The sequence below is a fragment of the Aureimonas flava genome (genome assembly GCF_003583935.1).
GTDB lineage: Bacteria > Pseudomonadota > Alphaproteobacteria > Rhizobiales > Rhizobiaceae > Aureimonas > Aureimonas flava.
In genome coordinates this window covers 367,187-391,462 of the sequence record NZ_QYRN01000002.1, presented here as the reverse complement: position 1 = coordinate 391,462, position 24,276 = coordinate 367,187, and the positions used below count along the sequence as shown (strand labels likewise).

General features: G+C 76.6%; 16 protein-coding genes. 11 read left to right on the top strand and 5 right to left on the bottom strand.

The window, feature by feature from the left end:
• The first annotated feature begins 73 nt into the window (after window positions 1-73).
• The 3 genes from D3218_RS05015 to D3218_RS05005 are packed head-to-tail and all read left to right on the top strand — an operon-like array spanning window position 74 to window position 3,836.
• A complete protein-coding gene (locus D3218_RS05015) occupies window positions 74-952 on the top strand; it encodes a CheR family methyltransferase (protein WP_119538794.1) in 879 nt (292 codons plus the stop codon).
• A gap of 5 nt (window positions 953-957) precedes the next feature.
• Window positions 958-2,052: a protein-glutamate methylesterase/protein-glutamine glutaminase gene (locus D3218_RS05010; protein WP_119538932.1), complete on the top strand. Its 1,095-nt coding sequence runs from the start codon at window positions 958-960 to the stop codon at window positions 2,050-2,052.
• On the top strand, window positions 2,049-3,836 hold the full coding sequence (locus D3218_RS05005; RefSeq protein WP_119538793.1) for a hypothetical protein: 1,788 nt from the start codon (window positions 2,049-2,051) through the stop codon (window positions 3,834-3,836). The genes D3218_RS05010 and D3218_RS05005 overlap by 4 nt, the downstream gene beginning before the upstream one ends.
• A gap of 19 nt (window positions 3,837-3,855) precedes the next feature.
• On the opposite strand, the gene D3218_RS05000 is transcribed toward D3218_RS05005, so the two are convergent.
• Together D3218_RS05000 and D3218_RS04995 are read right to left on the bottom strand one after the other, a co-directional pair.
• Complete coding sequence (locus tag D3218_RS05000; protein WP_119538792.1) at window positions 3,856-6,258, bottom strand: glycosyltransferase family 2 protein; 2,403 nt, start codon at window positions 6,256-6,258, stop codon at window positions 3,856-3,858.
• A complete protein-coding gene (locus D3218_RS04995) occupies window positions 6,200-8,728 on the bottom strand; it encodes a glycosyltransferase (protein ID WP_119538791.1) in 2,529 nt (842 codons plus the stop codon). The genes D3218_RS05000 and D3218_RS04995 overlap by 59 nt, the downstream gene beginning before the upstream one ends.
• 193 nt (window positions 8,729-8,921) lie before the next feature.
• Here D3218_RS04995 and D3218_RS04990 point away from each other — a divergent pair, with 193 nt between their 5' ends.
• The gene (locus tag D3218_RS04990) at window positions 8,922-10,379 is read left to right on the top strand and encodes a Hint domain-containing protein (protein ID WP_119538790.1); all 1,458 of its coding nucleotides are present in this window, start codon (window positions 8,922-8,924) and stop codon (window positions 10,377-10,379) included.
• A 3-nt stretch (window positions 10,380-10,382) separates the two neighbouring features.
• Here D3218_RS04990 and D3218_RS04985 read toward each other — a convergent pair whose 3' ends face one another.
• The 3 genes from D3218_RS04985 to D3218_RS04975 all read right to left on the bottom strand — a co-directional run bounded on the left by D3218_RS04985 (window position 10,383) and on the right by D3218_RS04975 (window position 15,915).
• Window positions 10,383-13,736, bottom strand: a complete 3,354-nt coding sequence (locus tag D3218_RS04985; protein WP_119538789.1) for a tetratricopeptide repeat protein — start codon at window positions 13,734-13,736, stop codon at window positions 10,383-10,385.
• 122 nt (window positions 13,737-13,858) lie between these two features.
• Window positions 13,859-14,989: a hypothetical protein gene (locus D3218_RS04980; protein WP_119538788.1), complete on the bottom strand. Its 1,131-nt coding sequence runs from the start codon at window positions 14,987-14,989 to the stop codon at window positions 13,859-13,861.
• 53 nt (window positions 14,990-15,042) lie between these two features.
• Window positions 15,043-15,915, bottom strand: coding sequence for a hypothetical protein (locus D3218_RS04975; protein WP_119538787.1), 873 nt, complete (start codon window positions 15,913-15,915; stop codon window positions 15,043-15,045).
• 277 nt (window positions 15,916-16,192) lie between these two features.
• Between D3218_RS04975 and D3218_RS19630 the strand changes: the two genes are divergently transcribed.
• From D3218_RS19630 to D3218_RS04940, 7 genes are all read left to right on the top strand, one after another.
• The gene (locus tag D3218_RS19630; RefSeq protein ID WP_168990413.1) at window positions 16,193-17,020 is read left to right on the top strand and encodes a hypothetical protein; all 828 of its coding nucleotides are present in this window, start codon (window positions 16,193-16,195) and stop codon (window positions 17,018-17,020) included.
• Between the two features lie 88 nt (window positions 17,021-17,108).
• Window positions 17,109-19,193 (top strand): hypothetical protein, encoded by a 2,085-nt coding sequence (locus tag D3218_RS04965; protein WP_119538786.1) that lies wholly within the window; start codon window positions 17,109-17,111, stop codon window positions 19,191-19,193.
• Window positions 19,190-20,488, top strand: a complete 1,299-nt coding sequence (locus tag D3218_RS04960; protein ID WP_119538785.1) for a glycosyltransferase — start codon at window positions 19,190-19,192, stop codon at window positions 20,486-20,488. Before D3218_RS04965 ends, D3218_RS04960 begins: the two co-directional genes overlap by 4 nt.
• Window positions 20,485-21,324, top strand: a complete 840-nt coding sequence (locus D3218_RS04955; protein WP_119538784.1) for a hypothetical protein — start codon at window positions 20,485-20,487, stop codon at window positions 21,322-21,324. The genes D3218_RS04960 and D3218_RS04955 overlap by 4 nt, the downstream gene beginning before the upstream one ends.
• The gene (locus D3218_RS04950; RefSeq protein ID WP_119538783.1) at window positions 21,321-22,043 is read left to right on the top strand and encodes a SapC family protein; all 723 of its coding nucleotides are present in this window, start codon (window positions 21,321-21,323) and stop codon (window positions 22,041-22,043) included. The genes D3218_RS04955 and D3218_RS04950 overlap by 4 nt, the downstream gene beginning before the upstream one ends.
• Window positions 22,040-22,960 (top strand): SapC family protein, encoded by a 921-nt coding sequence (locus D3218_RS04945; RefSeq protein ID WP_119538782.1) that lies wholly within the window; start codon window positions 22,040-22,042, stop codon window positions 22,958-22,960. Before D3218_RS04950 ends, D3218_RS04945 begins: the two co-directional genes overlap by 4 nt.
• The gene (locus D3218_RS04940) at window positions 22,957-24,225 is read left to right on the top strand and encodes a glycosyltransferase (RefSeq protein ID WP_119538781.1); all 1,269 of its coding nucleotides are present in this window, start codon (window positions 22,957-22,959) and stop codon (window positions 24,223-24,225) included. The genes D3218_RS04945 and D3218_RS04940 overlap by 4 nt, the downstream gene beginning before the upstream one ends.
• The last annotated feature ends 51 nt before the right edge of the window (window positions 24,226-24,276 follow it).

Here is a 24,276-nt window from a genome sequence, read left to right as displayed (position 1 = left end):
GCGCGCGCGATCCGGCGGGCCGTGCCCGGCCCGCCGTCCCCTTCCTTCCCTTTCCGATTTCGGACATCCCCCAATGGTGCGCTCGGCGATCCAGCGGCAGACCAGGCAGACCGGCGCCGTCCCCCCGGCCAGCCTCGACATGCCCACCTTTCGCGAACTGGCCCGGCTGGTGGACGAGAGCTGCGGGATCGTGATGACCGACGCCAAGCGGGTGCTGCTGGAGACCCGCCTGCGGCGTCGCCTGGCGGCCGTCGGCGTCGACGACTTCCGCGCCTATCTCGCCTTCCTGCGCGCGCCCGCCGGACGGGCCGCCGAGCTGCAGGCCTTCACCGATTGCGTGGTCACCAACGAGACGTCGTTCTTCCGCGAACCGCCGCATTTCGACTACCTGACGCCGGACGAGCTGCGGCGTCTGGCGGAGGGCGGCCGCGAGCGGGCCCTGCGCATCTGGTCGGCCGCCTCGTCCAGCGGCCAGGAGGCCTACAGCCTGGCGATGATCGCCGACGACGCTTCCGGCGGCGGCGCGCTGTTTCCCTGGTCGGTGACGGCCACCGACATCTCGGTGCGGATGCTGACCGCCGTGCGCGAGGCGGTCTACGACGCGGAGGCGACGCGCAGCGTGCCGGCCCGGCTCCACCAGAGATACCTGATGCCAGCGGACGGGGGGGCGGCCCGGAGGCTGACCGTGCGGCCCGAGCTGCGCCGCAACGTGCGCCTCGGCCGGATCAACCTGATGCATGCCGAGTACCGGCCCGGTCAGGTGATGGACGTGATCTTCTGCCGCAACGTCCTGATCTACTTCCAGCCGGAGCTCCAGATCACGGTGATCGGCAAGCTCCTGCGCCACCTGCGGCCCGGCGGGCTCCTGTTTCTCGGCCACGCCGAATCGATCCGCTCGCACGATCTGCCGCTGCGGCTGATCCGGAGCAACATCTACGAACGGACCGAGTGAAGGTCATGAAAACCATCCGCGTCCTCATCGTCGACGACAGCGCCAGCGTGCGCACGATCCTGACCGAGATCCTCGACGCCGAAGCCGACATCGCGGTGATCGCGACCGCGTCCAACCCCTATTTCGCGGCCGAGCGGATGCGCGACGAGGTGCCCGACGTCATCGTCTGCGACATCGAGATGCCGCGCATGGACGGCATCACCTTCGTGCAGAAGCTGATGAGCCAGCGCCCCGTGCCCGTGGTGATCTGCTCCTCGCTGGCCGAGGCGGGCTCGCAGATGGCCATGCAGGCGCTGGAGGCGGGCGCGGTGGAGATCATCACCAAGCCGCGCGTCGGCACGCCGCAGTTCCTGATGGAGGCCCGGACGCGGATCTGCGACGCCGTGCGCGCCGCCTCCCGGGCGCGCGTCGTGGCGCGCACCGCCACGATCGACGTCCCGCGGAAGCTGACCGCCGACGCGATCCTGCCGCCGGCCTCCGGCCGGCCGATCGAGCGAACCACCGACAAGGTCGTGGTGGTCGGCGCCTCGACCGGCGGCACGGAGGCGCTGCGCAGGCTCCTGGAGGCGTTGCCCGAAAGCTCGCCGGGCATGGTGATCGTCCAGCACATGCCGGCCGGCTTCACCACCGCCTTCGCGCGCCGGCTCGACGGGCTCTGCCGGATCGAGGTGCGCGAGGCGGCGACCGGCGACCGCGTGGTGCCCGGGCTCGCGCTGATCGCGCCGGGCAACCACCATCTCCTGCTCCGGCGCTCCGGCGCGCAGTACCACGTGGAGGTGCGCGACGGGCCGCTGGTCACGCGCCACCGCCCCTCGGTGGACGTCCTGTTCCGCTCGGCCGCGCGCGCGGCCGGCGCCAACGCGCTGGGCGTGATCCTGACCGGCATGGGCGACGACGGCGCCAAGGGCATGCTGGAGCTGCGCACGGCCGGCGCGCGCACGCTCGGCCAGGACGAGGGCAGTTGCGTGGTCTACGGCATGCCCAGGGAAGCCATGCGGGCGGGCGCGGTGGAGGCGGAGCTGCCGCTCGACCGCATCCCGGCCGAGATCCTGCGATTGGCGGCCGATCCCTCCACCAAGCCCGCGGCGGTCAAGCGATGACGACGACGCTCCCCCAGATCCCGTCCGTGCCCGGCGGCGAGGCCGCCCCTTCCGCCGGTCCGCCCGACGAGCTCGATCGCCTGGTGCTCGGCATCACGCGCTGGACCGTGGCGAGCGAAAGCGTCTTCCTGGAGGTGGGCGAGCGCCTGCGCACGGCGCACGGGCGCATCGCCGAGGTGCGCGAGGGCATCGCGCGGGCGACCGAAGTCTTCACCCACCCGGTGATGGCCGAGGCGCGCGGCGGCCTGGTCGAGGCGGCGGCCAGCGTCGAGACGGCATGGCGCCTCACCGCCGAGCGGCGGGACCGGATCGGCGAGCTGAACGCGGCGGTGGAGCGCGCGCGCGACGGGTCCGCCTCGCTCAAGACCGTGTTCCGGGTGCTGGACTACATCGTGGTGATTGCCCGCGCCCAGGTCGAGAGCATGAAGGGGGCCGAGGTCGACCTCGTGTCCTTCTCGCGCACGGTGGATGATCTCGTCACCTCCGGTACCGCGGTCGCCCAGTCGATCGACGAGCGCATGGACACCTTGCGCGCCGCGCTCCAGGAAAGCCGCGCGATCGTCGGGCGCAGCCTCGCGACGGTGGACGGGCGCGAGCTCGCGCACGGGTTCCAGGCCCTGATCGGGCGGATGGCCGAGGAGCAGGACGTGGCCGCGTCGAAGCGCGAGGAGGCGCAGGTCGCCTTCACCGCCGTGTGGCGCGCGGTGGCGGCCGCGGTGATGGGCCTCCAGGCGCACGACATGGCGCGCCAGCGGCTGGAGCACACGGTGCGCAATCTCGACCGGATCGGGCCGCTCGCTCGGGACGGGACCTTCGAGCCGGGCGAGGCGCCGCTCGCGCCCGCCCACCGCCGGGCCGCGATCCACCGCGTGGCGCGGCTGGAGATGGCGCAGCTCGACGACCTGGCGGCGACCTACGGCGCCCTGATGGACCGGCTGGCGCTCGACCTCGCGGCCATCGCCGACCGGTTGGACGATTGCGGCCGCGTCCTGGAAAGCCTGCGCGTGCCCGAGGTCGCGGGGCGGGGCGTCGCCGCGCTGGAAGGCGGCGCCTCGCGCCTGCGCGCCGCCATGGAGGCCGGCGGCGAGGCGCGCCGGGCGCTCGCCGCGAGCCTGGCGCGCAGCGTCGAGCGCACCGCCCTCCTGATCGAGATGACCGATCAGATGACGGGTCTCGAGTTCCACCTCAACCTCGCCGGTCTCAACGCCGCGATCCAGGCCGCCCACGTGGAGGGCGGCGACGAGACGATCGGCTACATCGCCCGCGTGATCCGCGAGCAGTCCTCGCAGGCCCGTGCCGAGGTGGACACGATCCGCGCCGGCATCGAGCAGGCGGCGGAGGCCACGCGCGATCTGGCCGGCCGGCTCCTGCCCGCCATCGCCGAAGCCGAGGCGAGCGTGGACCGCAACCTCACCGCGGCCTGCGCGGGCCTCGCGGCGGCCGAGGGAGACAGTTGCCGGGCGCTCGCGGCCAGCGCCGAGGCGGCCGACGGCATGGGCGACGAGATCCGCTCCGTGCTTCGGATGATGGCGCTGCATGAAGAGGGCACGCGGGTGATGCGCGCCCTGTCCGCCGCCGTCGGGACGCTCGTGGGCGAGCCGGCGGAGGCCGAGCTGCCGCCGGCGGACGCCGCACGGCTCGATGCGGTCCTTTGCGCCGGCTACACGATGAAGGAGGAGCGCGGCGTGTTCGCCGCGGCGCTGGGCCCGCCCGCGGCGGTGCCGGGGGCGGGCGCCGACGCCTCCCCGGCGGCGGGCGACGATTTCGACGACATCCTGTTCTGACGGCGCGGCGCCGGCCGCCTCACCAGCCGGGCGCCACCGCGCGCGGCGGGCCCACCAGCCCGGTGCGCGGCGCGGCGTCGGCGGGCGGCCAGGCGAGTCCGTCGAACCCATCCCCGCCGCGCCGCAGCAGCGGGTTCGCGAAGGGATCGGACGCAAGGACGTGGCCCCAGCGGGCCGACAGGGTGTCGACCTCGCGCGCGAGGCCGGCGGCGAGGGGGGGCATGGCGAGCGCGGCCGCCTCCGAGCGCAGGAGGCGCGCGTCGGGCGTCACCACCACGCGGCGCCCCAGCGCCTGCAGCTTCAGCGCGTAGTCGGCGGCGAAGAGATGGCGCGGGAACAGCACCGGGTCGAAGCCGCCGAGCGCCAGGAAGTCGGCCCGCCGCGTCGCCAGGGCGGCCGGTCCCACCGCCGCGACCTGATGGGCCACCAGGAGCAGGTCGCCGTGGCCGGGATCCTCCGCGCCCCGTCCGCCGAAGCGCGGTCGCGGCGCGGTTCCGAGGTCGAGCGCCAGTCCCGCCTCCACGACGTCGCCCGCCCGCCCCACCAGCAGCGGCGCGACGAGCCCGGTTCCCGGATCCGCGAGCCGGCCCAGGAGCTCGTCCAGCCAGCGGTCGTCGAGCGGCGCGAGGCCCGCGTCCAGGAGGCACAGCGTCTCGCCGCCCAGATGCCCCGCCGCCTCGCTCAGCCGGCGCGCCGGCGAGCGCGCGGCGTGCGCGAGCCGGACCTCGACGCCGCCGAGCCGGAGGCGTGCCGCCGCGCGCTCGTCGAGCCTCGGCGAGGACACCAGAATGCTTGCCCCCCGGCGGCGCCGCGTCGGCTCCAGCGCGTCCAGCGCGGCGGCGACAGTCGCCTCGTCGTGCCAGCCGGCGTCGATCAGGATGGCGCAGGCGCCCGCCGCCGGCTCGCGCCCGACGCGCACGGCGGGCAGCGTGGCGGCCGGGCGCGGCTCCACCGCGGCAACGGTGCCGCGCGCGCCAAGATGCGCCCGCACCGCCTCGGCCAGCCGCTCGGCGCCGCCGGCCGGCGAGGGGGGCACGGCGAAGCCGAAGCCCGGCACGTGCAGATGCAGCGGCGTGCCGGCAAAGCCCCGGTCCAGCGGATGGAGGAAGATCCGGTCGAGGTCGCCCGCGCCCTCGCCGAGCGCGGCCAGCACCGCCCCGCGCCGCATGGCGAAGGGAGCGCCGGCGCTGCCCTGCTCCAGCGCCCGCTCGGTGTCGAAGGCGGTGCCTGCCAGCGGCACCGGCTCGCCGTCCTCCAGGAGGAGAAGCCGGTCGCCGTAGGCGACGGCGGCGGCGGGCTCGTCCCCCAGCGCCTGGAGAAGGCGCTCCGGCCCGCCGGGCCGGGCCAGCGTCCCGGCCTGCATAAGAAGCACCGTGTCGCAATCCGCCGCCTCGCCTTCCAGGAAGCCCTGGAGGTCGGCCGGATCGAAGCGGCCGTCGCGCTCGGGGAGCACCACGCCGATCCATTCGCCCGAGCGATCCAGCGCGCCGGCCGCAAGGCTCGCCTCGGCCCCCTCCTCGCCGCACACGGCCACGGCGAAGGGCCGCGCCGCCTGCGGCCGGGGCGAGGGAAGCGGGAAACGCACGCTCCAGCGGTCGAACTCGGAGAACGGCACGCCGTTCGGAAACCAGCGGTCGAAACGCTCGCCGCGCAGCCGCTCGCCCTCCGTTTCGGCCCGCGCCTCGAGATGGGCGGCCAGGCCGTCGGCGAAGGCGAGGAGGCGCAAGGGACCGCCGGGCAGGGGCTGGCCGTCGGCGAAGACCTCCACCTCGTGCAGGCGCCCGTCGGCGAAGCGGTCGGGCAGGCGCAGGCGAAAGGCGGGCTCGGCGCGCAGCGTCGCGCCGCGCCGAACCTCGCGCCACCCGTCGGCCCACGCGAGCGAGACCGTCGCGTCGTCGATGTGCGCCTCGATCCGCGGCGGTGCGCCCTCGGCGCCGGCGCGGTGCACCCAGCCGGCGAGCTCGAGCCCGCCCAGCCAGCGCACCTCGCCGGCGGGAGCGGGCGAGGGGGCGAAGGGCTCGCCCCCGTGCAGCGCGATCGGCTCGCCCACCGGCTCGCCGCCGTTGGCCAGCCGCACCTGCGCCACCGCCGCGAACGGCAGCACGGCCGGGTCGAGCGCGAACGCGAAGCCGTGGCAGCCGTCGCCCACGGGGGCGCCGTCGCCGGCGGCGGCGAGCCGCTGCTCGGCCCGCGCGAGGGCCACGGGCACGCCGTCGAGCAGCAGCTCCACCACGAAGCGGCGCTCGGGATCGCCGGGGTCGGCGGCATGGCCCTCGATCAGCGTCTCGCCGGTGCGCCGGGCTTGGAGGCGCAGGGCGCCGTCCTCGGGCGCGGCCTGGCCGGCGTCGGCGTGGCCCCGGCGCCTACGGCGCGAGGCGACCAGCGAACCAATCGACGAGGGCTTGGACGGTGTGTCGCTCATCGCGGCTCCGGTCGAGAACAAGGGAGGAGGCGGGTGGGGCGGGCGGTGCGCCGCCCCAGTCGACCCGGGCGCCGGGCAGGCCGGTCTGCGCCTCGAGGCGCTCGAACAGGGCGAGCGAGGGGTCGGCGGGCGGCAGCGCCAGGGCCGCCGCGCCGACCGCGGCGGCGGCGGGCGCGAACTCGCCCGCCTCCAGGCGTCCGGTGACGCCGACGCCCCGGCCGATCAGCGCGAGGTCGTCGGCGCTGGCGCCCAGCACGGCGAGCCGCGCCCCCCGCGCGGCGAGCGCGGCACCGAGCGTCCGGGCGAAGCCGAGCGAGGCCGGGGCCGGCACGGCCATCACCAGCGCCAGCGGCCCGGTGGGCGCCGGGGGGTGCGCGGAGTGGGGCGCGGGGTGGGGCGCGGCGGGCCGCGGTTCGGGCGCGTCGGTCACGAGGCGGCCGGCGACGGGGTCGCCGTGCAGGAGCCGTGCGAGAACCGCGTGCGTCGCCCGGTCCTGCGCGAGCCCCTCGATCCAGCGGTCGCCGAGGCGGGCGCGCCAGGCGGCGAAATGCGCCGCCAGCGGTTCGGCCGCGCCCGCCTCGGGGTCGCCCGCCAGGATCGCGAAGGGGCCGTCCAGCCGCAGGATCGCGTCGCTGAGGCCGGCGGGCGGCACCGGGCCCGCCAGCTCGACGCGGCGGGGGGCGAGCGCCGCCAGCCAGGCGGCGAGGGCGTCCGCCTCGGCGAGGGCGTCGAAGGCGAGCGACTGCGGCGCGCCGCCGTCCGGGCGCACGAGCTCGACGCAGAGCGCCGCGCCGGCGCGGCGCCAGCGCAGCACCACCGTGCCCCCTGCCGCCGTGCCCCTTTCCGTCGCGCCCCCTGCCGTCGGGCCAAGGCGATGCAGCCGTTCGGCCAGCGTCGGGCTGCCGGCGGGGCCGACCAGGAGCGTCGGCCGGCCGGCCGGCGGGCAGGCCTCCTCCAGCCGGGCCCGGGCGGCGCGCAGCGGGTCGGCGGCGCGAAACGCGGCGCTCGCCTCGCGGACCGCGGGATAGCGGCGGCGCAGGCGCCGCAGGTTGCGCGCCACCAGCAGCGCCTTGTCCGTCCCGAAGGACCGCGACCCGTGATGGGGCACGAAGAGGTCGGGCGCGGCGACGTTGCGATAGCCGGCCCTCCTCGCCTCCAGCGTCCATTCGAGATCCTCGAAATAGCCGCGTTCGTAGATCCGGGCGGGCGCGCCGATCGCGGCCAGGCAGTCGTGGCGCACGAACAGGGCGAAGCCGACGCCGTTGGGCAGGTCCACCGGCGCCGCCCCGAGGCGGCGTGCCGCCGCGTCGAGGCGGGCGGCCTCAGCCTGCGGGGGGACGGGGGCGGCCCGGCCGAGAAGGGGCCAGCTCGTCCATTCGCCGTTGTTGGACAGGGGGGTGACGGTGCCGATGTCGGGCGCCGCGTAGGCCGCCGCCGCAAGGCGCGCGAGCGCGCCGGCCGGCAGCGTCGCGTCGGCGTTGAGCACCAGCGCGTCGAGCCCGTCCGCCCCGTCGAGGCCGAGCGCCACCGCGCCCGGAAAGCCGAGGTTCACCGGGGTGCGGCGAAGCTCCAGGAGGCCGCGCGCGGCGAAGCTTTCCAGGAGCGCCGTGATCGCGGGTACGGGCGAACAGTCGTCCACCGCCACGAGCCGGGCGCCGGGCTGGCGCCCGACCTCCAGCACCGCTGCCCGCAGCGCCTCGCGCGTCGTGTCCGGGTCGCCGTGGACCGGCATCACCACCCGGATCGGGCGGCGCGGCGGCACGGCTCGCGGGGGGAGGGCGGTCGGGCGGGGCGCGCGGTGGCGCGAGCGGGCGTGCAGCGGCCCTTGCGCCACCACCCGGCCGTCCCGCTCGAGGCGCCAGCCGGCGAGCGTGCCGCCCACGGCCAGATCGATCCGCGCGCCTCGGGCGCCGGGCGGCAGGAAGGCGAGGTCCGGGCAGACGGCCAGCACGTGGCGCCGCTCGCCGCCCGGCCCGAACAGGAGGAGGGCGGGCGCCGGCTCGCCGCGCCAGGCCGCCCAGCCGGTCAGGTGCCCGTCCGCGAAGTCGAGGCGGGGCACGGCGTCCTCGCCGGCCGAGAGGAGGGCTCCCAGAGCCTGCGCCACGGCGTCGTCGCCGGCGGCGGGGCCGGCCAGGATGCGCCGGGCGGCCGCCGCCACCGCCTCGCGGCCGACGGCGAGGCGCAGGCCGACGAGCCCGGTCGCCGGGTCCAGCGGGTCGGCGAGGAGCGCCTCGGCCAGTGCCGCGTCGGCCTCGGCGCGCGCGCCCGCCGCCGAGGCCGTCAGGGCGAGCAGCGCGCACTCGGCCGCCGCCGGCGGCTGGCTCAGGCGCATGCGCCGCCGCAGGAGCACCAGCGCGTCGCCCGGCGCCCCCTCTCGGAAGCGGCGGGCGGCGGCGCGGGTCAGGGCCTCGGCGTGACGCTCCGGCAGCGCCAGCGCGGGATCGGCGCGCAGGAGTTCGGTCCAGTCCATCGCGTGTTCCGGCTCGGGCGCGGGATGATCGGGCGCCCGTCATCGCAGGGCTGGCTGGCGGCGGCCTGACCCCGCGCGCCCCGGCCCCTGCGCGTTCACCCTTTGCTTGCCCTGTCGGGAGGTCTCGCTTGCGGGCGCGCCGGGCCGGCCGCAAGGTAGGCTCGACCCCATCCGCCCCGCGAAGGACCGGCCCGTGACCGAGACCGAGGACATGCAGGAAGACGCCGGCGCCGGCGAAGGCGGCGGCCGCGACCGGCCGGGCGGCGCCTCGTCCACGGGCGGCGCGAACACCTCGGCGGCGGCCAGCGTCGCCATGTCGGGCAGCATCGCCTCGGCGGCCGCGACGCCGGGCGCGGCCATGGCGGCCGCAAGCGGCGGCACGGCGCGCGCCGGCGGCGAGGCCGCCGCCGCCGATGCGGAAGCGGGCGGCACCGCCGGCCGCGAGGGCACCGGCGACGGGTCGGGCGAGAGCCACCAGAGCGCCGGGCCGGCGGCCACGAGCGGCAGCGGCGCGGCGAACGCGGCCGCCACGCGGCTCGCCGGCGCTCCGGGAGCCGCCGCCGCACCCGGCACGGGTCAGGGCGCGACGGGCGTCGGCGGTGCGGGCACGGCCGGCGGCTCGGGCGCGGCGGCGGCCGGTGGTGCCGGCGGGACGACCTCCGCCGGGGGCGCCGCGCGCGAGAGCGGCGCCGATCGCGGCGAGGGCACCGCCGCATCCGGGGACGGCGCGGCGGCGGGCGGCTCGGGCGAGGCCGGCGGATCGGAGAGCGCGGGCGGCGAAGGGGGCGGCGGCGCGTCCGACGGAACGGAGACGGCCTCGGGCTCGGGGAGCGGCGGGAGCGCCGCAGAGGCGGCCGCCAAGGACGCGATGGCGGCGGCCGGCGGCTCGTCCAGCGGCACCGCCACGGGTTCGGGCGTCGGCTCGGGAGCGAGCGGGGGCGCCGGGGCGGCGAGTGGCGACGCTGCCGCCACCGGCGCGGGCGGCTCGGGATCGGGCCCCGTGGGCGCCACCGCGGGCGATGCCGCGACCACCGGCGCGATCGGGGTGGACGTCGCGCCGGTGTGCTTCCGGCCCGGCACGCGGCTCGCGACCCCCGCCGGGCCGGTGGCGGTGGAGGACCTGCGGCCGGGCGACCTGGTGCTCACGGCGGACGGAGCCGCGGAGGCGGTACGATGGATCGGCCGGCAGACGGTGGCGACCCGCTTCGCCGACCCGCTCCGGGTTCTGCCGATCCGCATCCGCGCCGGGGCCGTGGCTCCCGGCGTTCCGGCGCGCGACCTCCTGGTGTCGCCCGACCATGCCATCGGCATCGGCGGCATCCTCGCGCACGCCTCGACGCTGGTGGACGGGATCGGCGTCACACGTGAAACAGCGGCGGGGGACACGATCCTCTACCTGCATGTCGAGCTTGCCCGGCACGCGCTGCTCCTCGCCGAGGGGCTGCCGGCGGAAAGCTTCGTCGACAATCTGGAGCATCTCGCCTTCGACAACGGGGCCGAGCGCCAGTCGATGCACCCGGACGTCGCGCCGATGGCGGAGATGGCGCTGCCCCGCGCCAAGTCGCGCCGGCAGGTGCCGCTGTCGGTGCGCCGCGCGCTGGACGCGCGCGCCCGCGTCCTGTTTCCCGACACGGCACGCCCGGCGGCCTGAGCCTCAGGCGGCCCGTCCGCCCCCCTGACGCGGCCGACCGCCGAAGGCGGTGCGGCTCCAGTGGCGCTCGCTCGCCTTGTAGGCGGCGAGGCAGTGGATCGCGACGTGGTCGAGGAACTCCGAGCGGTCGAGCACGAGGGCGTCCGCAGCCTCGTCCGGCGTCGCGCCGCAGCGCGCGCGCGCCAGGACGCGGGTCAGGAGCCCGGGACCGGTGGCGAGCCAGAGGATGTCGCCGTCGCCCCGGTTCACCGCGTCCGTCCCCTCGCGCAGCGCGCGCGCCAGAACCGGATGGCCGGGACGCGCCGCCAGCCAGTTGTTGCCGAGCGAGCCGAGGTCCTCCTGATAGGCGAGAAGGCCGGCGCCGCGCGCCAGGAGCGGCGCGATCGGCCGGAGGCAGCGGTCGTCGGCATCGGCCCAGACGCCGCCCTCGTGCGCGAGGAGCGCGAGGCGGAACAGGTCGGCCTTCATGGCCGGCTCGCGCGCCCGGCGAAAGGCGGCGCGCACCGCCGGAGCGGCATGCGCCGTCAGGTAGGCGTCCGCTTCCGGCCCACTCCACACCCGGTGCCGGAAGCCGGGATTGCGCTCGCGCCAGCTCGCCATGAAGGCGGCGACGTCGGCCGGCACGTCCGGCTCGGTCCAGAACTGGTGCACCGTGCGCGGCACGCCGCCGTCGCCCGCCCCGCACATCGCGGTCAGCGCGCCGCCGCGCCGCGCCTCGATGAAGTGGAGGATCGCCGCGCCGGTGTGGTCGGGAAAGGCGCGCACGGTGGCGGCGATCGCCTCGCCGCGCTCGGCGGGCGGGCGGGCGAGCGCGTCGCGCAGGGCGGCGAGCGCCTCCGCGTCCAGCCGGAATTCGTCCAGGAGCTGTCCGTAGTGGCTCTGCGAGGGATTGGCCGACTTGCCGCGCAGCGCGTTGGCGCCGGCTTCCAGCGCCGCCGCCTCGGCCAGAACGCACGCCGCGCGCGGGATCTCCAGCGCGAGGAGCGACGCGTGGGCGAGGCGGTTGCGGTACCAGCCGTCGGCCGGCTGGAGGCGCACGGCGGCCTCGCCTTCGCGGATCGCCGTGTCGAAGTCCCAGCGGGCGGCCGCGAGCTGGGCCCTTGCGAAGCCAACTCGCGCCTCGTCCGCGCGGGTGCCGGCGCGGCGGTCCGACAGCAGCGCCTCGGCGCGCGCGAGCCGGCCCGCTTCCACCGCCGCCAGCGCGGCGGCGGTGCGGAGCGCGGGCGTCGCCCCGGCGGCCAGGGCGGCGTCGAACGCGCGTTCGCACGCGTCGGGCCGGCCGATCTGGCGCAGGAGCTCGGCCCGTGCCAGCGCGATCTCCGGCCGGTCGCCGAAGCGGCGGGCGATCGCATCAAAGCGCTCCAGGCCCTGGTCCGGCGCGCCGCCCATGGCCTGGAGCCGCGCCTCCGTGAGCTGCGGCCACAGGCGGGCGGGATCGCGCGCCGACGCCTGCGCGAGCAGCGCGCCGGCCGTGTCGAGGTCGTCCCGCGCCAGGGCGTGCCGGGCCCGGGCTTCCAGAAGCGCGGGATGGCCGGGCGCGCGCGCCTCGGCCTCCGCCAGCAGTTGCAGCGCCTCGCGGGCGCGGCCGAGCCGCAGCGCCTCCTCGGCTGCCTCCACGGCGAGGTCCGGCCGCGTCGGCCAGCGACGGGCGGCCTGGAAGAGAAGCGTCACGGCGCCGGCGGCGTCGCCCGCAAGGCGTTGGATGCGGGCGCGGACCAGCGCCGCCTCGGCGGCGCGCGGGGCCGTGTCCGGCACGGTGTCGAGCAGCGCGCGGGCGGCCTCCGCCTCGCCGCGCTCGGCGAGCCGCAGCGCCAGCACGATGCGCGGATGCGCCTCCGCCGGATCGGCATCGATCGCCGCGCGCAGCGCCGCTTCCGCCGCCGCGCCGTCGCCTCGTGCCTCGGCCAGCAGCGCCAGGCCGACATGGGCCCAGCCGAAGCCGGGGCGGGCCCGGAGCGCCTTGCGATAGGCCTCCTCGGCCGATCCGAAGCGTCCGGTCTCGCGCTCCAGATCGCCGAGGCACAGGAGCGCGCGGGGCTGTGCCGGGTCGAGCCGCAGCGCCGCGTCCAGTCGGTCGCGGGCCGCCTCGCCCCCCCGGAGGCGCCGTGCCAGGAGGGCAAGCTCCACCAGCGCCTCGGGCGCCGCGTCCGGGCGGGCGGCGATGGATTCCAGCACACGCTCCGCCGCGTCGAGCTCGCCGGCGTCGCGCAGCGCGGCGGCGAGCTCGAAGCCGGCCTGCGCCGGTCCGGCGCCCTCGGCCCAGAGCGCGCGGATCAGCTCGAGGGCCTCGGCCTCCCGGCCGCGCGCGCGCAGAACCTGCGCCAGCGTCCGGGCGGCGTGCGGGGAGGCCGGGTCGATCGCCAGCGCCGCGCGCGCCTCGCTCTCGGCTTCCTCCAGCCGCCCGATCGCCAGCGCGTCGGCGGCCCGTTCGGCGCGCAGCGGCGCCGCGTCCGGCAGCAGGCGGCAGGCGGCGCGCGTGTGGGCCAGCGCCCGCTCGCCCTCGCCCCGCTGCCGCGCGGCGCGCGCCAGGAGCCGCAGGGGGCGGGGCGCCGCGCCGCGCCGCGCCAGATGGCGGGCGGCCAGCGTTTCGGCCTCGGCGGTCTGGCCGGCGTCCAGGAGCGCGTCGGCAAGGTCCAGCGTGCCCGCGTCCGCGTCGAGGCACGCGAGCGCGCGCGCGTGATCGATCTGCGCCGCGCGGTCGCCCCGGCGCGCGGCAAGGCGCATCAGGGCGCGGGGCGCGCCGGCGAAGCGGGGATGGCGCCGGGCGAGGGCGCCGAGCGCCTCCTCGGCCTCCGCCAGGCGCCCGAGCGCCGCCAGCGCCTCGGCATGGTCCAGCAGGAACCACGGATCGGCGGGCAGGAGGTCGGCGGCCACGCGAAGCGCGGCCAGCGCGCCGTCGGCGTCGCCGCGCATCCGGGCGGCGTCGCCCAGGGCGCGCAGGGCGTGCGGCAGCGGCGTCGCGCCGGCCAGGGCGCGCAGCGCCGCGTCCGCCTCGTCGGTCCGGCCAAGGGCGCGAAGGGCCTGCGCGCCGTCATAGGCGTTCCAAAGGTCGGCCCGGTCGCGCGCGGCGGCGGCACCGAAATGGCCGTGCGCGGCGGCGTGGTCCCCCCGGGCGCGCGCGATCAGACCGAGCGTCCGGTGCGCGGGGGCGAAGTCGGGCCGCTCGGCCGCCAGGGCCTCGGCGAGGACGGCGGCCTCCGCCGCGCGGCCGAGGGCCAGGAGCTCGGCGGCGGCGTCGCTGCGGCTCCACGGGTCGCCGGCCTCCCGGAACAGCGCCAGCGCGAGCGCCCTGTCGCCCGCCGCTCGGGCGGCCAGCGCCCTGTCGCGAAGGCCTGCGGTCTGGGGGGCGGCGGACATCGGCGGACGGGCTCGTTGCGGACGGTGGGGCGGGGGCGGGACGGGGCTGCGGTCGGAGGCACGGCGCGCGCGAGGGCGCAGCCGGGCGCCGCCAGACTGCACCGCGATCCCTAAACGGCGCCTTACCCGGCGCTTCCGCTCGCCATCACCGTATCCTCGAACGGGAGCTGGTCCGTGCCGGAATAGCCGGGGTCGTAGCCGTCCGCGTAGGACACGAAGGTTCCCGCGTCGGAATGGGTGACCTGGCCGTCCGCGAGATAGGGGTCGTGGTACGCGGTTCCGTCGTCGCCCGTCCCGGTGCCGTAGCCGTCGTAGCCGAGAAGCGCGAAATGGTCCGAGCCGTCGCCGCCGATCACGCTGTCGGGCGAGCCGTAGGCGAGCACGGAGGCGTTGGCCGCGTCGCCGCCGAAGCCGTCATAGGCGGAATAGGCCGCCGCGTGGGCGTCGTCGCCGGTGGCCGCGATAGCCGAGCCCGCGCCGTCGTGCAGGAGGATCGTGTCGCTGCCCGAGCCGCCCGGCAGGTCGGCGAAGCTCGTCGAGCCGTCGGCCTGGAGGGGCTGGGCGGAGGCCGAGCCGTCCATCGTGGTCGCCTCGCCGCCGGCCAGCACCGTGTCGGTGCCGAGCGTCGTGGAATGGCCCGAGGCGTAGATCGTGGCGTTGCCGCCGTAGATCGTGTCCATGCCGCCGGCCGCGTGCATCGTATCGGTGCCCGCCGGAACGGGGGCGAGGCCGGACAGGTCGTGCGTCGTGCCGTCGCTGCCCCAGAGCGTGTCCGTGCCGAGGCCCCCGAGAGCGTCCGACCCGGCGGCGTGGGAGCCGGACAGGCTGTCGGCGCCCGTGGCGGCGGTGGCGGTGGCGGTGTCCGTGCCGAGATCGGCCGCCGAGGCGGAGACGGTGCCGGCATCGAGGTCGGTCGCGTGCGGCACGCTCGCGGCGACGGGTTCGGCGGTCGGCTCCGGCGTGAGCGCGGCGGACGCGGCGTGGTCGCCGGTCCCGGCGCCCGATCCCGTCAGGATCGATCCGGCCTGGTCCGTCGAGGCGTCGGTGCCCGACGTCGCGGCGTCCGTGTCGGGGCGGGCGGTGAGGTCGTTGAGCGTGCCCACCGCATCGGCGGTCGAGGGCGCCGCGCCGGACACGTCGCCCGCGGTGCCGTCCAATCCGAGATCGGCCAGCACGCTGTTGATGTGATCCGACGCGTCCGGGGTCATCGACCCGTAGCTCGCGTTCATCGAATAGGTGTAGATCTCAGCCATTCATGGCCCTTGGAACCGGTGCCCGTCCGAGGCGTGGCGCCGGCGCGCGAATGTCAGGCGGCGGCGTCCACCTCGGGCGCCGGCCGGCGGAACACACGCAGACGGCTCGGCTGGCGCACGGGGGTGGGCGGCGCGGGGCGGGTCGCCCGACCCGCCGCCGCGAAGTCGAGGCGCACGCCGACCAGCGGGTCGAGAGGGGTCGGACCGACCAGCTCGATCTCGCGGCCCTGGCGGGTGGCGACGGAGGAGCCGAGGAAGACGCCGTCGGCCTTGAGGACGAGGCCGGGAGCGGCGTCGGGCAGGAGGCGCACGCGCAGGCCGATCAGCGGCAGCGCCCGTCCGCGCGTGCCGGCATAGGCGCCCGCCGGGGTCCAGGGCGACCAGCCCGCGCCGCGCCCGCCGCTCGCCACCTGGTATTCCAGCGGCAGCTCGGCGGCAACGCCGCGCATCTCGATGCCCTCGATCCGGCCGGGCGTTTCCGGCCCGCAGATCCAGTGGCCGCGCGGGGCCGCGATGTCGCCGCGCAGGGAGACATGGGCGCGCAGCAGGAACTCCACCCCGCCTTCCGGCAGGTCCGGCCGCAGCCGCAGCGCCGGGGCGGGTGCCGCCTCCGCCTCGGCCTCCGCTCCCATGCGCCGCAGTTCGAGGCCCGCCGGCAGCGCGCCGCCCGGACCGGTCGAGCGCATCACGACGTCGATCGCGCCCGGCTCGTGCGCCACCACCACCAGGACCTGGCCGGGCGCCGTCAGGAGGCCCGGCCGCTCGCCGGGCGTGCACAGGAGCGAGAGGCCCGGCGACACGGCCACCACCTCGACCTCGGGCGCTTCGCCGGCGGCCGGCGTCTCGCCGCGATAGGACAGGGCCGACAGTCCCCGTTCCACCCTCAAGGTCGCGCGTCGCTCCAGTCCGCCCACAGGTCGCTCCATCTCGTTCAATGACGACAAGAGACGCGGGATGGCCGGGATATTCAAGTTAACGAATACTGTTCCTGACGGCGAGGAAAACAACAGATGAAGCGGGTATACAGTCTTTCGCAATCATTATGAAAATATCGAAAAATTCATGAAACGTTTTCGTTCCCGTCGTCGCGTCGGCCTCCGCCGGAGGCGGGCAACGCGCCATGATGCGCCCGTGGGGTGGTTACGGAAGTGTAAGGAATATCTTTCACAATACAGACAAAATCCGCCGAAGGAGCCATGGCCGATGATCCGGGGAAGCATCGAGTTCGCCAGTACCGATCTGATCCAGGGGTGGATTTACACGTCGGACGGGCGCGTGCGCGACTACACGCTCCTCGCCTTCCAGGGCGACCAGTGCGTGGGCGCCGGCAAGGTCGCGGCCTTTCGCGGCGATCTGGCGGAGGCGGGCATCGGCGACGGGCACCTGGGCTTCAGCTTCCCGATCTCCGTGGCCGCCGAGCGCGTCGGCTCCGTGGTGCTGCGGCTCGAGGGCGGCGACGCGGTGATCCTGCAGAGCGGCGCCACCGTGGCGGGCGCCGCCCGGGCGCGCGCCGGCCTGTCGCGCGAGGAGGTGCGCGAGCGCCTGGCGTCGCTGAAGTGGGCGCTCAAGCACGGGCGGGTGTCGCAGTCCGACTTCGACTTCCTGCGCATCCTCTGGTCGTTCGGCGCCTACGAGCGCGGCCTCCTGCGCCGCAACGCGGGCGACGAGGCCGTGGTGGCCGACAAGCCGGCCCTCGTGGCCGCCGCGCTTCTGGAAGCCTACGCCGGCACCGACGTGCGCACCGCGTGCGAGACGGTGCGCAGCCCGGCCGAGTTCGCGGCCGCGCTGGGGCGCGTCGTCGCCCGCAGCGCCGCGCCCCCGGTGGTCGCCCTCCATGCCGTCGGCCGCGCCACGGTGCGCGTGGCGGAAGGCACCCACGTGGCCGATTCGGAGGGCGCGGGGGCGGTTCCGTTCACCGACTATCCGCTCACCGGCGAGCAGCTCCTGATCCTCGACGCGCGGGCGCGCTGCGACATCCAGCTGGGCGAGGGCGCCCAGGTCGAGATCGTGCGCGCCGAGCCGGCCGCCTGACCGGGCGCGCGCCGCCGCCCGCGCGCCGCCCCACCGCCTCGCATCCCTGCCGGACCGGCTCCGGCGTTCCTCCTTCTCGCCCCGCGCCATGCTGCAAGTCCTTCCCCTTTCCGCCTATGCGGCCACGGATCTGGTGGAACTCGAGACCGGACGCTGGTGCGGGCGCGTCGAGCGCGCCGATCCGGGGCACGGCGTCACGGGATGGGTGCTCAACGTCGACGCGCCGGAGGCGCCGACCGAGCTCGAGCTGACCGTGGGCGATGACGCGCTGGTGCTGGGCGCGAGCGGCCTGCCCCATCCACCGAGCGACCTGAGGCTCGGCCGCGCCACGGGCGCCGCGTTCCGCTTCGGCCCCGAGGTCTTCGCGCGTCTGGCGCGCCTGTCGCCGCGCCGCGCCGCGATGCGCGTCGGGGTGCGCGTGGCCGGCACCGACGTCCGGCTGATGCCGCCGGGCGGGCGCGACCCGTCCGTCGCCGAGCTGGTCGCCGCCTGGCGCGGCGGGGTGCTGGCCGCGATGTCGCCGCAGGGCGGCGAGGACACGCGCGGCGAGCGCATGTTGCGGCGCCTGGCGGGCCTGCGCGCCGAAGCCCTGGCCCTGTGCGATCGCCCGCTGCGTCCCCTGTCCGACAACGACATCGGCCAGATCGACGCGGTGCATGTCGGCGCGGAGGGCCAGGTCTGGTTCGTCGGCTGGATGAAGCGCGGCGCCGACACCGACTTCGCCGCCGTGGTGGCCGACCGCGAGAAGCTGCCGGCGGGCGGCGCCGTGTTCCGCTACGAGCGGCCGGACCTCAATTCCACCTGCGTGGGCGTCGTGGGCCTCCTCGACACCGGCTGGCAGCCGCCGCCGGTGCTGCGCGACGGCTTCGTGTATCTCGGCCGCGGCGCGCAGTTCCACCTGCGTTACGGCCCCCACACCCGCGTGCTGCGGACCGACGCCTTCACCGCCGCCTTCGCCCAGGCGCGGCCGCTGGCGGTGGGCGGCCACGCCGAGGGGCTGGCGGCCGTGCTCCATTCGGGCGGTGGCTGGGCGGCCGGCAACGCCGCCGCCGCCGGGATCGCCGCCGAGGGCGGCATCGACAAGCTGCTGATGGCGCCGGGCTTCGGCTGCTTCGCGGAAGGCTGGGCGGTGAGCCCGGCCAAGCGCGTCGAGACCTTCCAGATGCGGCTCGGCGACTGCGTGCTGACGGCGGACGAGGCGTCCACCTCGTTTCGGCCGCGCGCCGACCTCGCCGCGGTGTTCGGCGGGGGCGGCACCACGGCGCGCGCCGGGTTCTCCACCGTGCTCCAGGGCGCGCTTCCGCTGGACGCGGGTGGCGCCCCGCTGCTGCGCGTGGTCCACGACGACGGCACCGGCGCGGTGCTGCGCGTCGAGCCCAAGACGCTGCGCCGGCTCGATCCGGTGGCCGACGGCGAGGAACTCCTCGCCCTGTTCCCGGCGATCCGCCACGAGCCCTTCTGGGAGGCCTTCCTGGCCGCCCAGGGGCGCGAGCTGCGCCGGGCCCGACGCGCGCCGGCGGTGCTGCGGGCCGAGCCCTGCCGGACGTTGGTGGTGCTGCGCCTGCCGGGCGAGACGGGCAACCTCAACCTCGTGTTCGACCGCCTGGCCCGGCACCTGCCCGAACTCGCGCCAGGCACCGGCCTGTGCGTGGTCGCCGACCAGGGCCGGGGGCGGGCGGAGGCGCTGATGCGCTTCGAGGAGCTGCGCGCCCGGACGCCGGCCCCGCTCTCGCTTCTCGCCGTGCCGCACGGCCACGACGTCCTGTCCGAGCTGCCCTTCGTGCTGGACCGGCTCGGGCCGGAGCGCTTCGTGCATGTCGGGCGCGGCGTCGTCCTCGTCGCGGCCGGCTGGCGCGCGGCGGCCGCCAGCCTCGAGCGGCGCGGCCACGGGCTCGACCGCTTCGAGATCCTCGACGACGCCGGGCGGCCCGACCGCGTGGACGGCGCCTATGGCGCGGCCTGCTTCGGCTGGAGCACGCCCGCCTTCCTGGACCACGCCGCCGGGGCGCCGGTGCTGACGCGCGGGCTCCTGGGCGACAGCGGCCTGCCCGTCTCGCCCGGCGACCGACGCCACGCGGCCTGCGCGCTGCGCGTCGAGCGCGCCGCCGCCTCGCGCCTCGCCGACATGATCGACGCCGATCTCCTGGCCGGCCGGGCGCGGGAGGCCGCATGATCCCCGCCAACGCCAATCGCGCCGGCGCGGACGCCGCCGCCGCCGCCCGCCCCAAGGTGGCGGTGATCTCCCACAGCCACCCCTCGCTCTCCAAGGGCGGCGCCGAGATCTCGGCCTATGCGCTGTTCCGGGGCCTCCGGCAGATCGGCGTGGACGCCATCTACGTCGGGGCCTGCGCCTCCGCCACGCGCCATCGCCTCGCCTTCGCCGACGAGCACGAGTTCGCCGTGTTCCACGATGCCGAACGCTACGACCACTTCTACCACCTCGCGCCGCGCTCGGTGTCCGACCAGCTCGTCGAGATCCTGGCGCGCGAGGGGGTGGGCCTCGCCAACTTCCACCACTTCTACCATCTCGGCCTCGGCGCCCTGCGCGCCGTCAGGGCGATGCCCGGCATGCGCACGTTCCTCACCATCCACGAGTTCCTGGCGATCTGCCAGAACCACGGGCAGATGATCACGCGCCAGGTCCGGATCCTGTGCGAGGGCGCCTCCAACGAGGCCTGCGCCACCTGCTTTCCCGAGCACCTGCGCGCGCAGTTCGCCATGCGCCGCGAGACGATGCTCGACAGTTTCGGCGATTTCGACGGCTTCGTCTCGCCGAGCCGGTTCCTGGCCGACCGCTTCACCGACTGGGGCCTCGACCCGGCGCGCATGCGGGTGATCGAGAACGGCCTCCTGGCGCCGGCCGAGCCGATGCGCGGCCCCAAGCGCGACCGGAGCTGGACCTTCGGCTTCTTCGGCCAGATCAACCCGTTCAAGGGCGTCGACGTGCTGCTCGACGTCGCCGACCTGATCGGCGCCGACAAGGCGCTCGCCGCCACCATGCGGCTGCGCATCCACGGCAACCTGATCGGCCAGGGGCCGGAGTTCACCGAACGGTTCGAGACGAGCCTCAAGGCCCACCCGTTCCTGTCCTACGCGGGCGCCTACGACAACCGGTCGGTGCACCGGCTGATGAGCGAGTGCGACTACGTGGTGATCCCGTCCAAGTGGTGGGAGAACTCGCCCGTGGTGATCCAGGAGGCGTTCGGCGCCGGCGCGCCCGTCATCTGCACGGGCATCGGCGGCATGGCCGAGAAGGTGCCGGACGGGGTGGCCGGGCTCCACTTCCGGCTCGGCGACGCGGCGGACCTCCTGCGCGCCCTGCGCCTGGCCGCCGACCCGCGCAACGCCGCCGTGCTGCGCGCCGGCCTGCCCGCCGTGATCTCGGCGGCCGAGATGGCGCGGCGCTACTGCGACTCCTTCGGCTTCGCGCCCGCGCGCCTCGCGCCGCCGCTCGAGGCCGCCGAATGATCCGCGGCCACATCGACCTCGCCACCCGCTCGCGCGTCGAGGGCTGGATCCACAGCGACGCGCTGACGCTGCGCGGAGCGACGGTGCTCGCCTTCCACGACGACCGCTGCGTGGGCGGCGGCCGGGTGGAGGTGTTCCGCCAGGACCTCGCCGATGCCGGGCTCGGCGACGGCTTCGTCGGCTTCGGCTTCGCCGTGGCGCTCGCCCCCGGCCAGGACCCGCGCGTCCTCGACGTGCGCCTGGACGGGGGCACGCTGCTCCTGAAGCAGGGCACCACGGCGCTCGCCCCGCGCGAGGCGCTGACGCAGGACCGGCGCCGGCAGGGGCGCGATCCGGCGGCCCTGTCCTGGATGCTCGGACGCGGCTGGCTGGCGCAGGCGCAGCACGACGCCCTGCGGGGCCTCGCCCGCTTCGGCGCCCATCCGCTGACGCTGCCCATCGAGCGCCGGAACCGCGACGCGCGCGCGGTGTGCGACGAGGTGGCGCTCCAGGCGGCCGACCTCCTGGAACTGTACCTCCAGACGGCGATCGACTGCGAGATCCGCGACGAGGTGCGCGGGGCGGACCTGCCCGCCATCCGCCGGGCGTTGCGCGAGGCCTTTCCCCACGCGCCGCCGGCGATCGGCCTCTGGGCGGCGGCCGAGCGCCGGCTCGACCTCGTGGAGGGGTCCCATCTCGGCGGCCCGCCGGCCGAGGCCGGGGCGGCGCTGGAATACGCCTTCGGCGGCCGCACCCTGCTGCTGCTCGACCTCGACGCCAGCGTCGGTTTCCGGGCCGGCGACGCGCCGCTGCCCTTCGCCGCCTTCGTGCCCTGCCGGCCGGAGGAGCGCCGGTGATCTGCGAGCGCGCCGAGCCGCTGACGGGCGAGCGCATGGCCGCGCGCATCTATTCGCCCTTCTCCTACCCCCTGCCGCGCCGGGCGGGGCTGGTGCCGATCGTGGCCGCCGAGGCCGAGCGGCTGGCCCCCGCCTTTCCCGTGGTCTGGCAGCGCGGCGAGGAGGGGCCGCGCCTGTGCGTCCTGCGCTCCCTCCTGGAAGACGGCTCGGGCTTCCCACCCGGCACGGCCGAGGCGCTGCCGCTCCTGCCGCTGCTCCTCCAGGCCTACCCTTTCGTGTTTCCCGCCGGACCCTTGCGCGAAGCGGAGAACCCGCGCCTCCTGGACGTGGCGGGCGCCGATCTGCCGACCGACGCCGGCGCGCCGATCACCACCGCCGACGGGCGCCTCAGCAAGGGCGCCGAGCTGCGCCTGCGCGCCCTTTCGCTGTTCGAGCGCGACTTCGCGCGCACCGCCGCGATCGGCCGGGCGCTGGGCGAGCTCGGCCTGCTGGAGCCCTGGCCGCTGCGCTTCGACCTCGGGCACGGCCGCACCTGCGACATCGAGGGACTGGCCGTGGTGCCGGCGGGCGCCTTCGACACGCCGCGGCTCGAGCCGGTGATCGCCCGGTTCGGCATGGCCGCGGCCCGCCTCCTGGGGCTGCACCGCCTGTCGCTGTTCCGCGCCGCCGCCCTGCTCGCCGCCGCCCGCGCCGCCGCGGCCGAAAGCGCGCCGCGATGACCCTGACGCTGACACCGCTCGCCGCGATGGCCGGGGCGCGCTTCCGCCCGCCCGAGCATTTCGGCTTCGCGGCCTCGCTCGCCTGGATCCCGGTCAACGACACCGAGTTCCACCTGACCTCCCACCACCTGCCGCTCGCCGTGCGCGTGCTGGGCGGCATGCCCCGGCTCGGCGCCCTGGTGCACCCGGCTTTCGGCCGCCGCCCGGCGGTGGACGCGGCCGGCCGGTGGCAGGCCGGCTATCGCCCGCTGGCGCTGCGCACCCACCCGTTCGTCCTGTCGAACCGGCGCGGCGCGCGGCCGATCGACGAGATCGACGTGGTGTCGGATGCCGGGCTGGTGGGCCCTTGGGGCATGCCGGTCTGCGCGGACCCCGCCGCCGGCACGCTGTCGGCGGAGATGGCGGGCGTGCGCAGCGCGCTGCTGGCCATGCGCGCCGGCGCGGTGCGCCTGTCGGCGGCGCTCGAGCTCCTGCGCATCACCAACGTCCTCGTGCCGCTGCGCGACCCGGCCGGGGCGCCCGCCGCCGACCACACGGTGGATCCCGGACGCCTCGCGGCGCTGGACGAGGGCGCGGCGGCGGCGCTGGCGGCGCGCTCCTTCCTGCCGCTGGACCTGGCCGCCGCGCTGGCCTTCTCGCGCCGCCACTTCCATCCCGACCGCCTGCCGCAGCCGTCCGCCCGGAGCGCGGCGACCGGCGCCGGGCGCGAGGAGCCGCGCCCGGCCGAGCCCGCCGACATCGTGCTGGCCGGTCTGGAGGCGATGAACTTCGCGCTCGACGGCAGCGACCTCTTCGACATCCTCGCCATCGGCGATCTGTCCGAGTTCGCCGCCCCGCCGCCGGCCGAGCCGGCGCCCGAGCCGGGGCGGGCGCGCAAGACGGGGGAGGGCGCGGCGCGCGCGCCCGCCGCGGCATGAAGTACCTGTTCGTCCACAACAACTTTCCCGCCCAGTTCCGGCACCTCGCGCTGCATCTGGGCGCCGACCCGAAGAACGAGGTGCGGGCGATCGGGGCGGAGGGCTCGCGCCCGCTGCCGGGCGTGACGCTGCACCGCTACGCGCTGCCGCCCGGCTCGCTGGCGGCCACCCATCCCTTCGCCCGCCGCTTCGACGGCGAGGCCCGGCGCGCCGAGCAGACGCTCTACGTCGCCACCATGCTGCGCGCCTCCGGCTTCACGCCCGATATCGTGGTGGCGCATTCGGGCTGGGGCGAGGCGATGCCGCTGCGCGCCGCCTTTCCCGACGCGCGGCTCGCCGCGTATTGCGAGTATTTCTACCGCCCGCGCGATTCCGACGTGAACTTCGACCCCGAGTTTCCCGAGCTCGGCCTGGACGGTCTGGTGGGCCTCCACGCGCGCAACGCGGCGAGCCTCCTGGCCCTGGCCGACTGCGACCTCGCCCTGTCGCCGACGCGCTGGCAGCGCTCGACCTTTCCCGCCGAGTTCCGGGCCAAGATCCGGACCGTGCACGAGGGCGTCGACACGCGCCTCGTGGCGCCCGACCCGTCGGCCACGCTGCGGCTCGACGACGGCACGGTTCTGCGCGCGGGCGAGGAGACGGTGACCTTCGTGGCGCGCAACCTCGAGCCGCTGCGGGGCTACCACGTGTTCTGCCGCGCCCTGCCGGCGATCCTGAGGAGCCGACCGGCGGCGCGCGTCCTGGTGGTCGGCGGCTTCGACGTGTCCTACGGCCAGCGGCCGCCCTCCGGCGAGAGCTGGCACCGGGTGTTCCTGAACGAGGTGGCGGGCGAGATCGACCTGTCGCGCGTCCACTTCCTCGGCCACCTGCCCTTCGCGCGCTATCTCGACGTGCTCAAGGTGTCGCGCGCCCACGTCTACCTGACCTACCCGTTCGTCCTGTCCTGGTCGTGCCTGGAGGCGATGGCCACGGGCTGCGCGGTGGTGGCTTCCGACACGCCGCCGGTGCGCGAGGTGATCGACGGGAGCAACGGCCTGCTGGTGCCCTTCCACGACCCGGCGGCGCTCGCCGCGACGGTGACGCGGGTGCTGGCCGAGCCCGAGGGCTTCGGCCGGATGCGCGCCGCCGCCCGCCGCACGGTGGTGGAGCGCTACGACATGGCCGGCGTCTGCGTGCCGGAGGCGATGCGGCTCCTCCATGCGCCGGCCGCGCTGCCGCGCCGGCACCCGCCGCGCTTCGAGCCGGGCCTGTTCGGCGCCGGCTGACGCCGGGCTCCCATCGAAGCTTAATCATTCTTGCCCATGCTCGGCCGGTTC

What these genes read in the sequence shown, in the direction of transcription:
- D3218_RS04975 (WP_119538787.1), bottom strand. Translation starts at nt 15,915, where the DNA reads ATGGAGCGACCTGTGGGCGGACTGGAGCGACGCGCGACCTTGAGGGTG.
- D3218_RS04965 (WP_119538786.1), top strand. Translation starts at nt 17,109, where the DNA reads ATGCTGCAAGTCCTTCCCCTTTCCGCCTATGCGGCCACGGATCTGGTG.
- D3218_RS04960 (WP_119538785.1), top strand. Translation starts at nt 19,190, where the DNA reads ATGATCCCCGCCAACGCCAATCGCGCCGGCGCGGACGCCGCCGCCGCC.
- D3218_RS05000 (WP_119538792.1), bottom strand. Translation starts at nt 6,258, where the DNA reads ATGAGCGACACACCGTCCAAGCCCTCGTCGATTGGTTCGCTGGTCGCC.
- D3218_RS04955 (WP_119538784.1), top strand. Translation starts at nt 20,485, where the DNA reads ATGATCCGCGGCCACATCGACCTCGCCACCCGCTCGCGCGTCGAGGGC.
- D3218_RS19630 (WP_168990413.1), top strand. Translation starts at nt 16,193, where the DNA reads ATGATCCGGGGAAGCATCGAGTTCGCCAGTACCGATCTGATCCAGGGG.
- D3218_RS04995 (WP_119538791.1), bottom strand. Translation starts at nt 8,728, where the DNA reads ATGGACTGGACCGAACTCCTGCGCGCCGATCCCGCGCTGGCGCTGCCG.
- D3218_RS05010 (WP_119538932.1), top strand. Translation starts at nt 958, where the DNA reads ATGAAAACCATCCGCGTCCTCATCGTCGACGACAGCGCCAGCGTGCGC.
- D3218_RS04945 (WP_119538782.1), top strand. Translation starts at nt 22,040, where the DNA reads ATGACCCTGACGCTGACACCGCTCGCCGCGATGGCCGGGGCGCGCTTC.
- D3218_RS04940 (WP_119538781.1), top strand. Translation starts at nt 22,957, where the DNA reads ATGAAGTACCTGTTCGTCCACAACAACTTTCCCGCCCAGTTCCGGCAC.
- D3218_RS05015 (WP_119538794.1), top strand. Translation starts at nt 74, where the DNA reads ATGGTGCGCTCGGCGATCCAGCGGCAGACCAGGCAGACCGGCGCCGTC.
- D3218_RS04985 (WP_119538789.1), bottom strand. Translation starts at nt 13,736, where the DNA reads ATGTCCGCCGCCCCCCAGACCGCAGGCCTTCGCGACAGGGCGCTGGCC.
- D3218_RS04980 (WP_119538788.1), bottom strand. Translation starts at nt 14,989, where the DNA reads ATGGCTGAGATCTACACCTATTCGATGAACGCGAGCTACGGGTCGATG.
- D3218_RS05005 (WP_119538793.1), top strand. Translation starts at nt 2,049, where the DNA reads ATGACGACGACGCTCCCCCAGATCCCGTCCGTGCCCGGCGGCGAGGCC.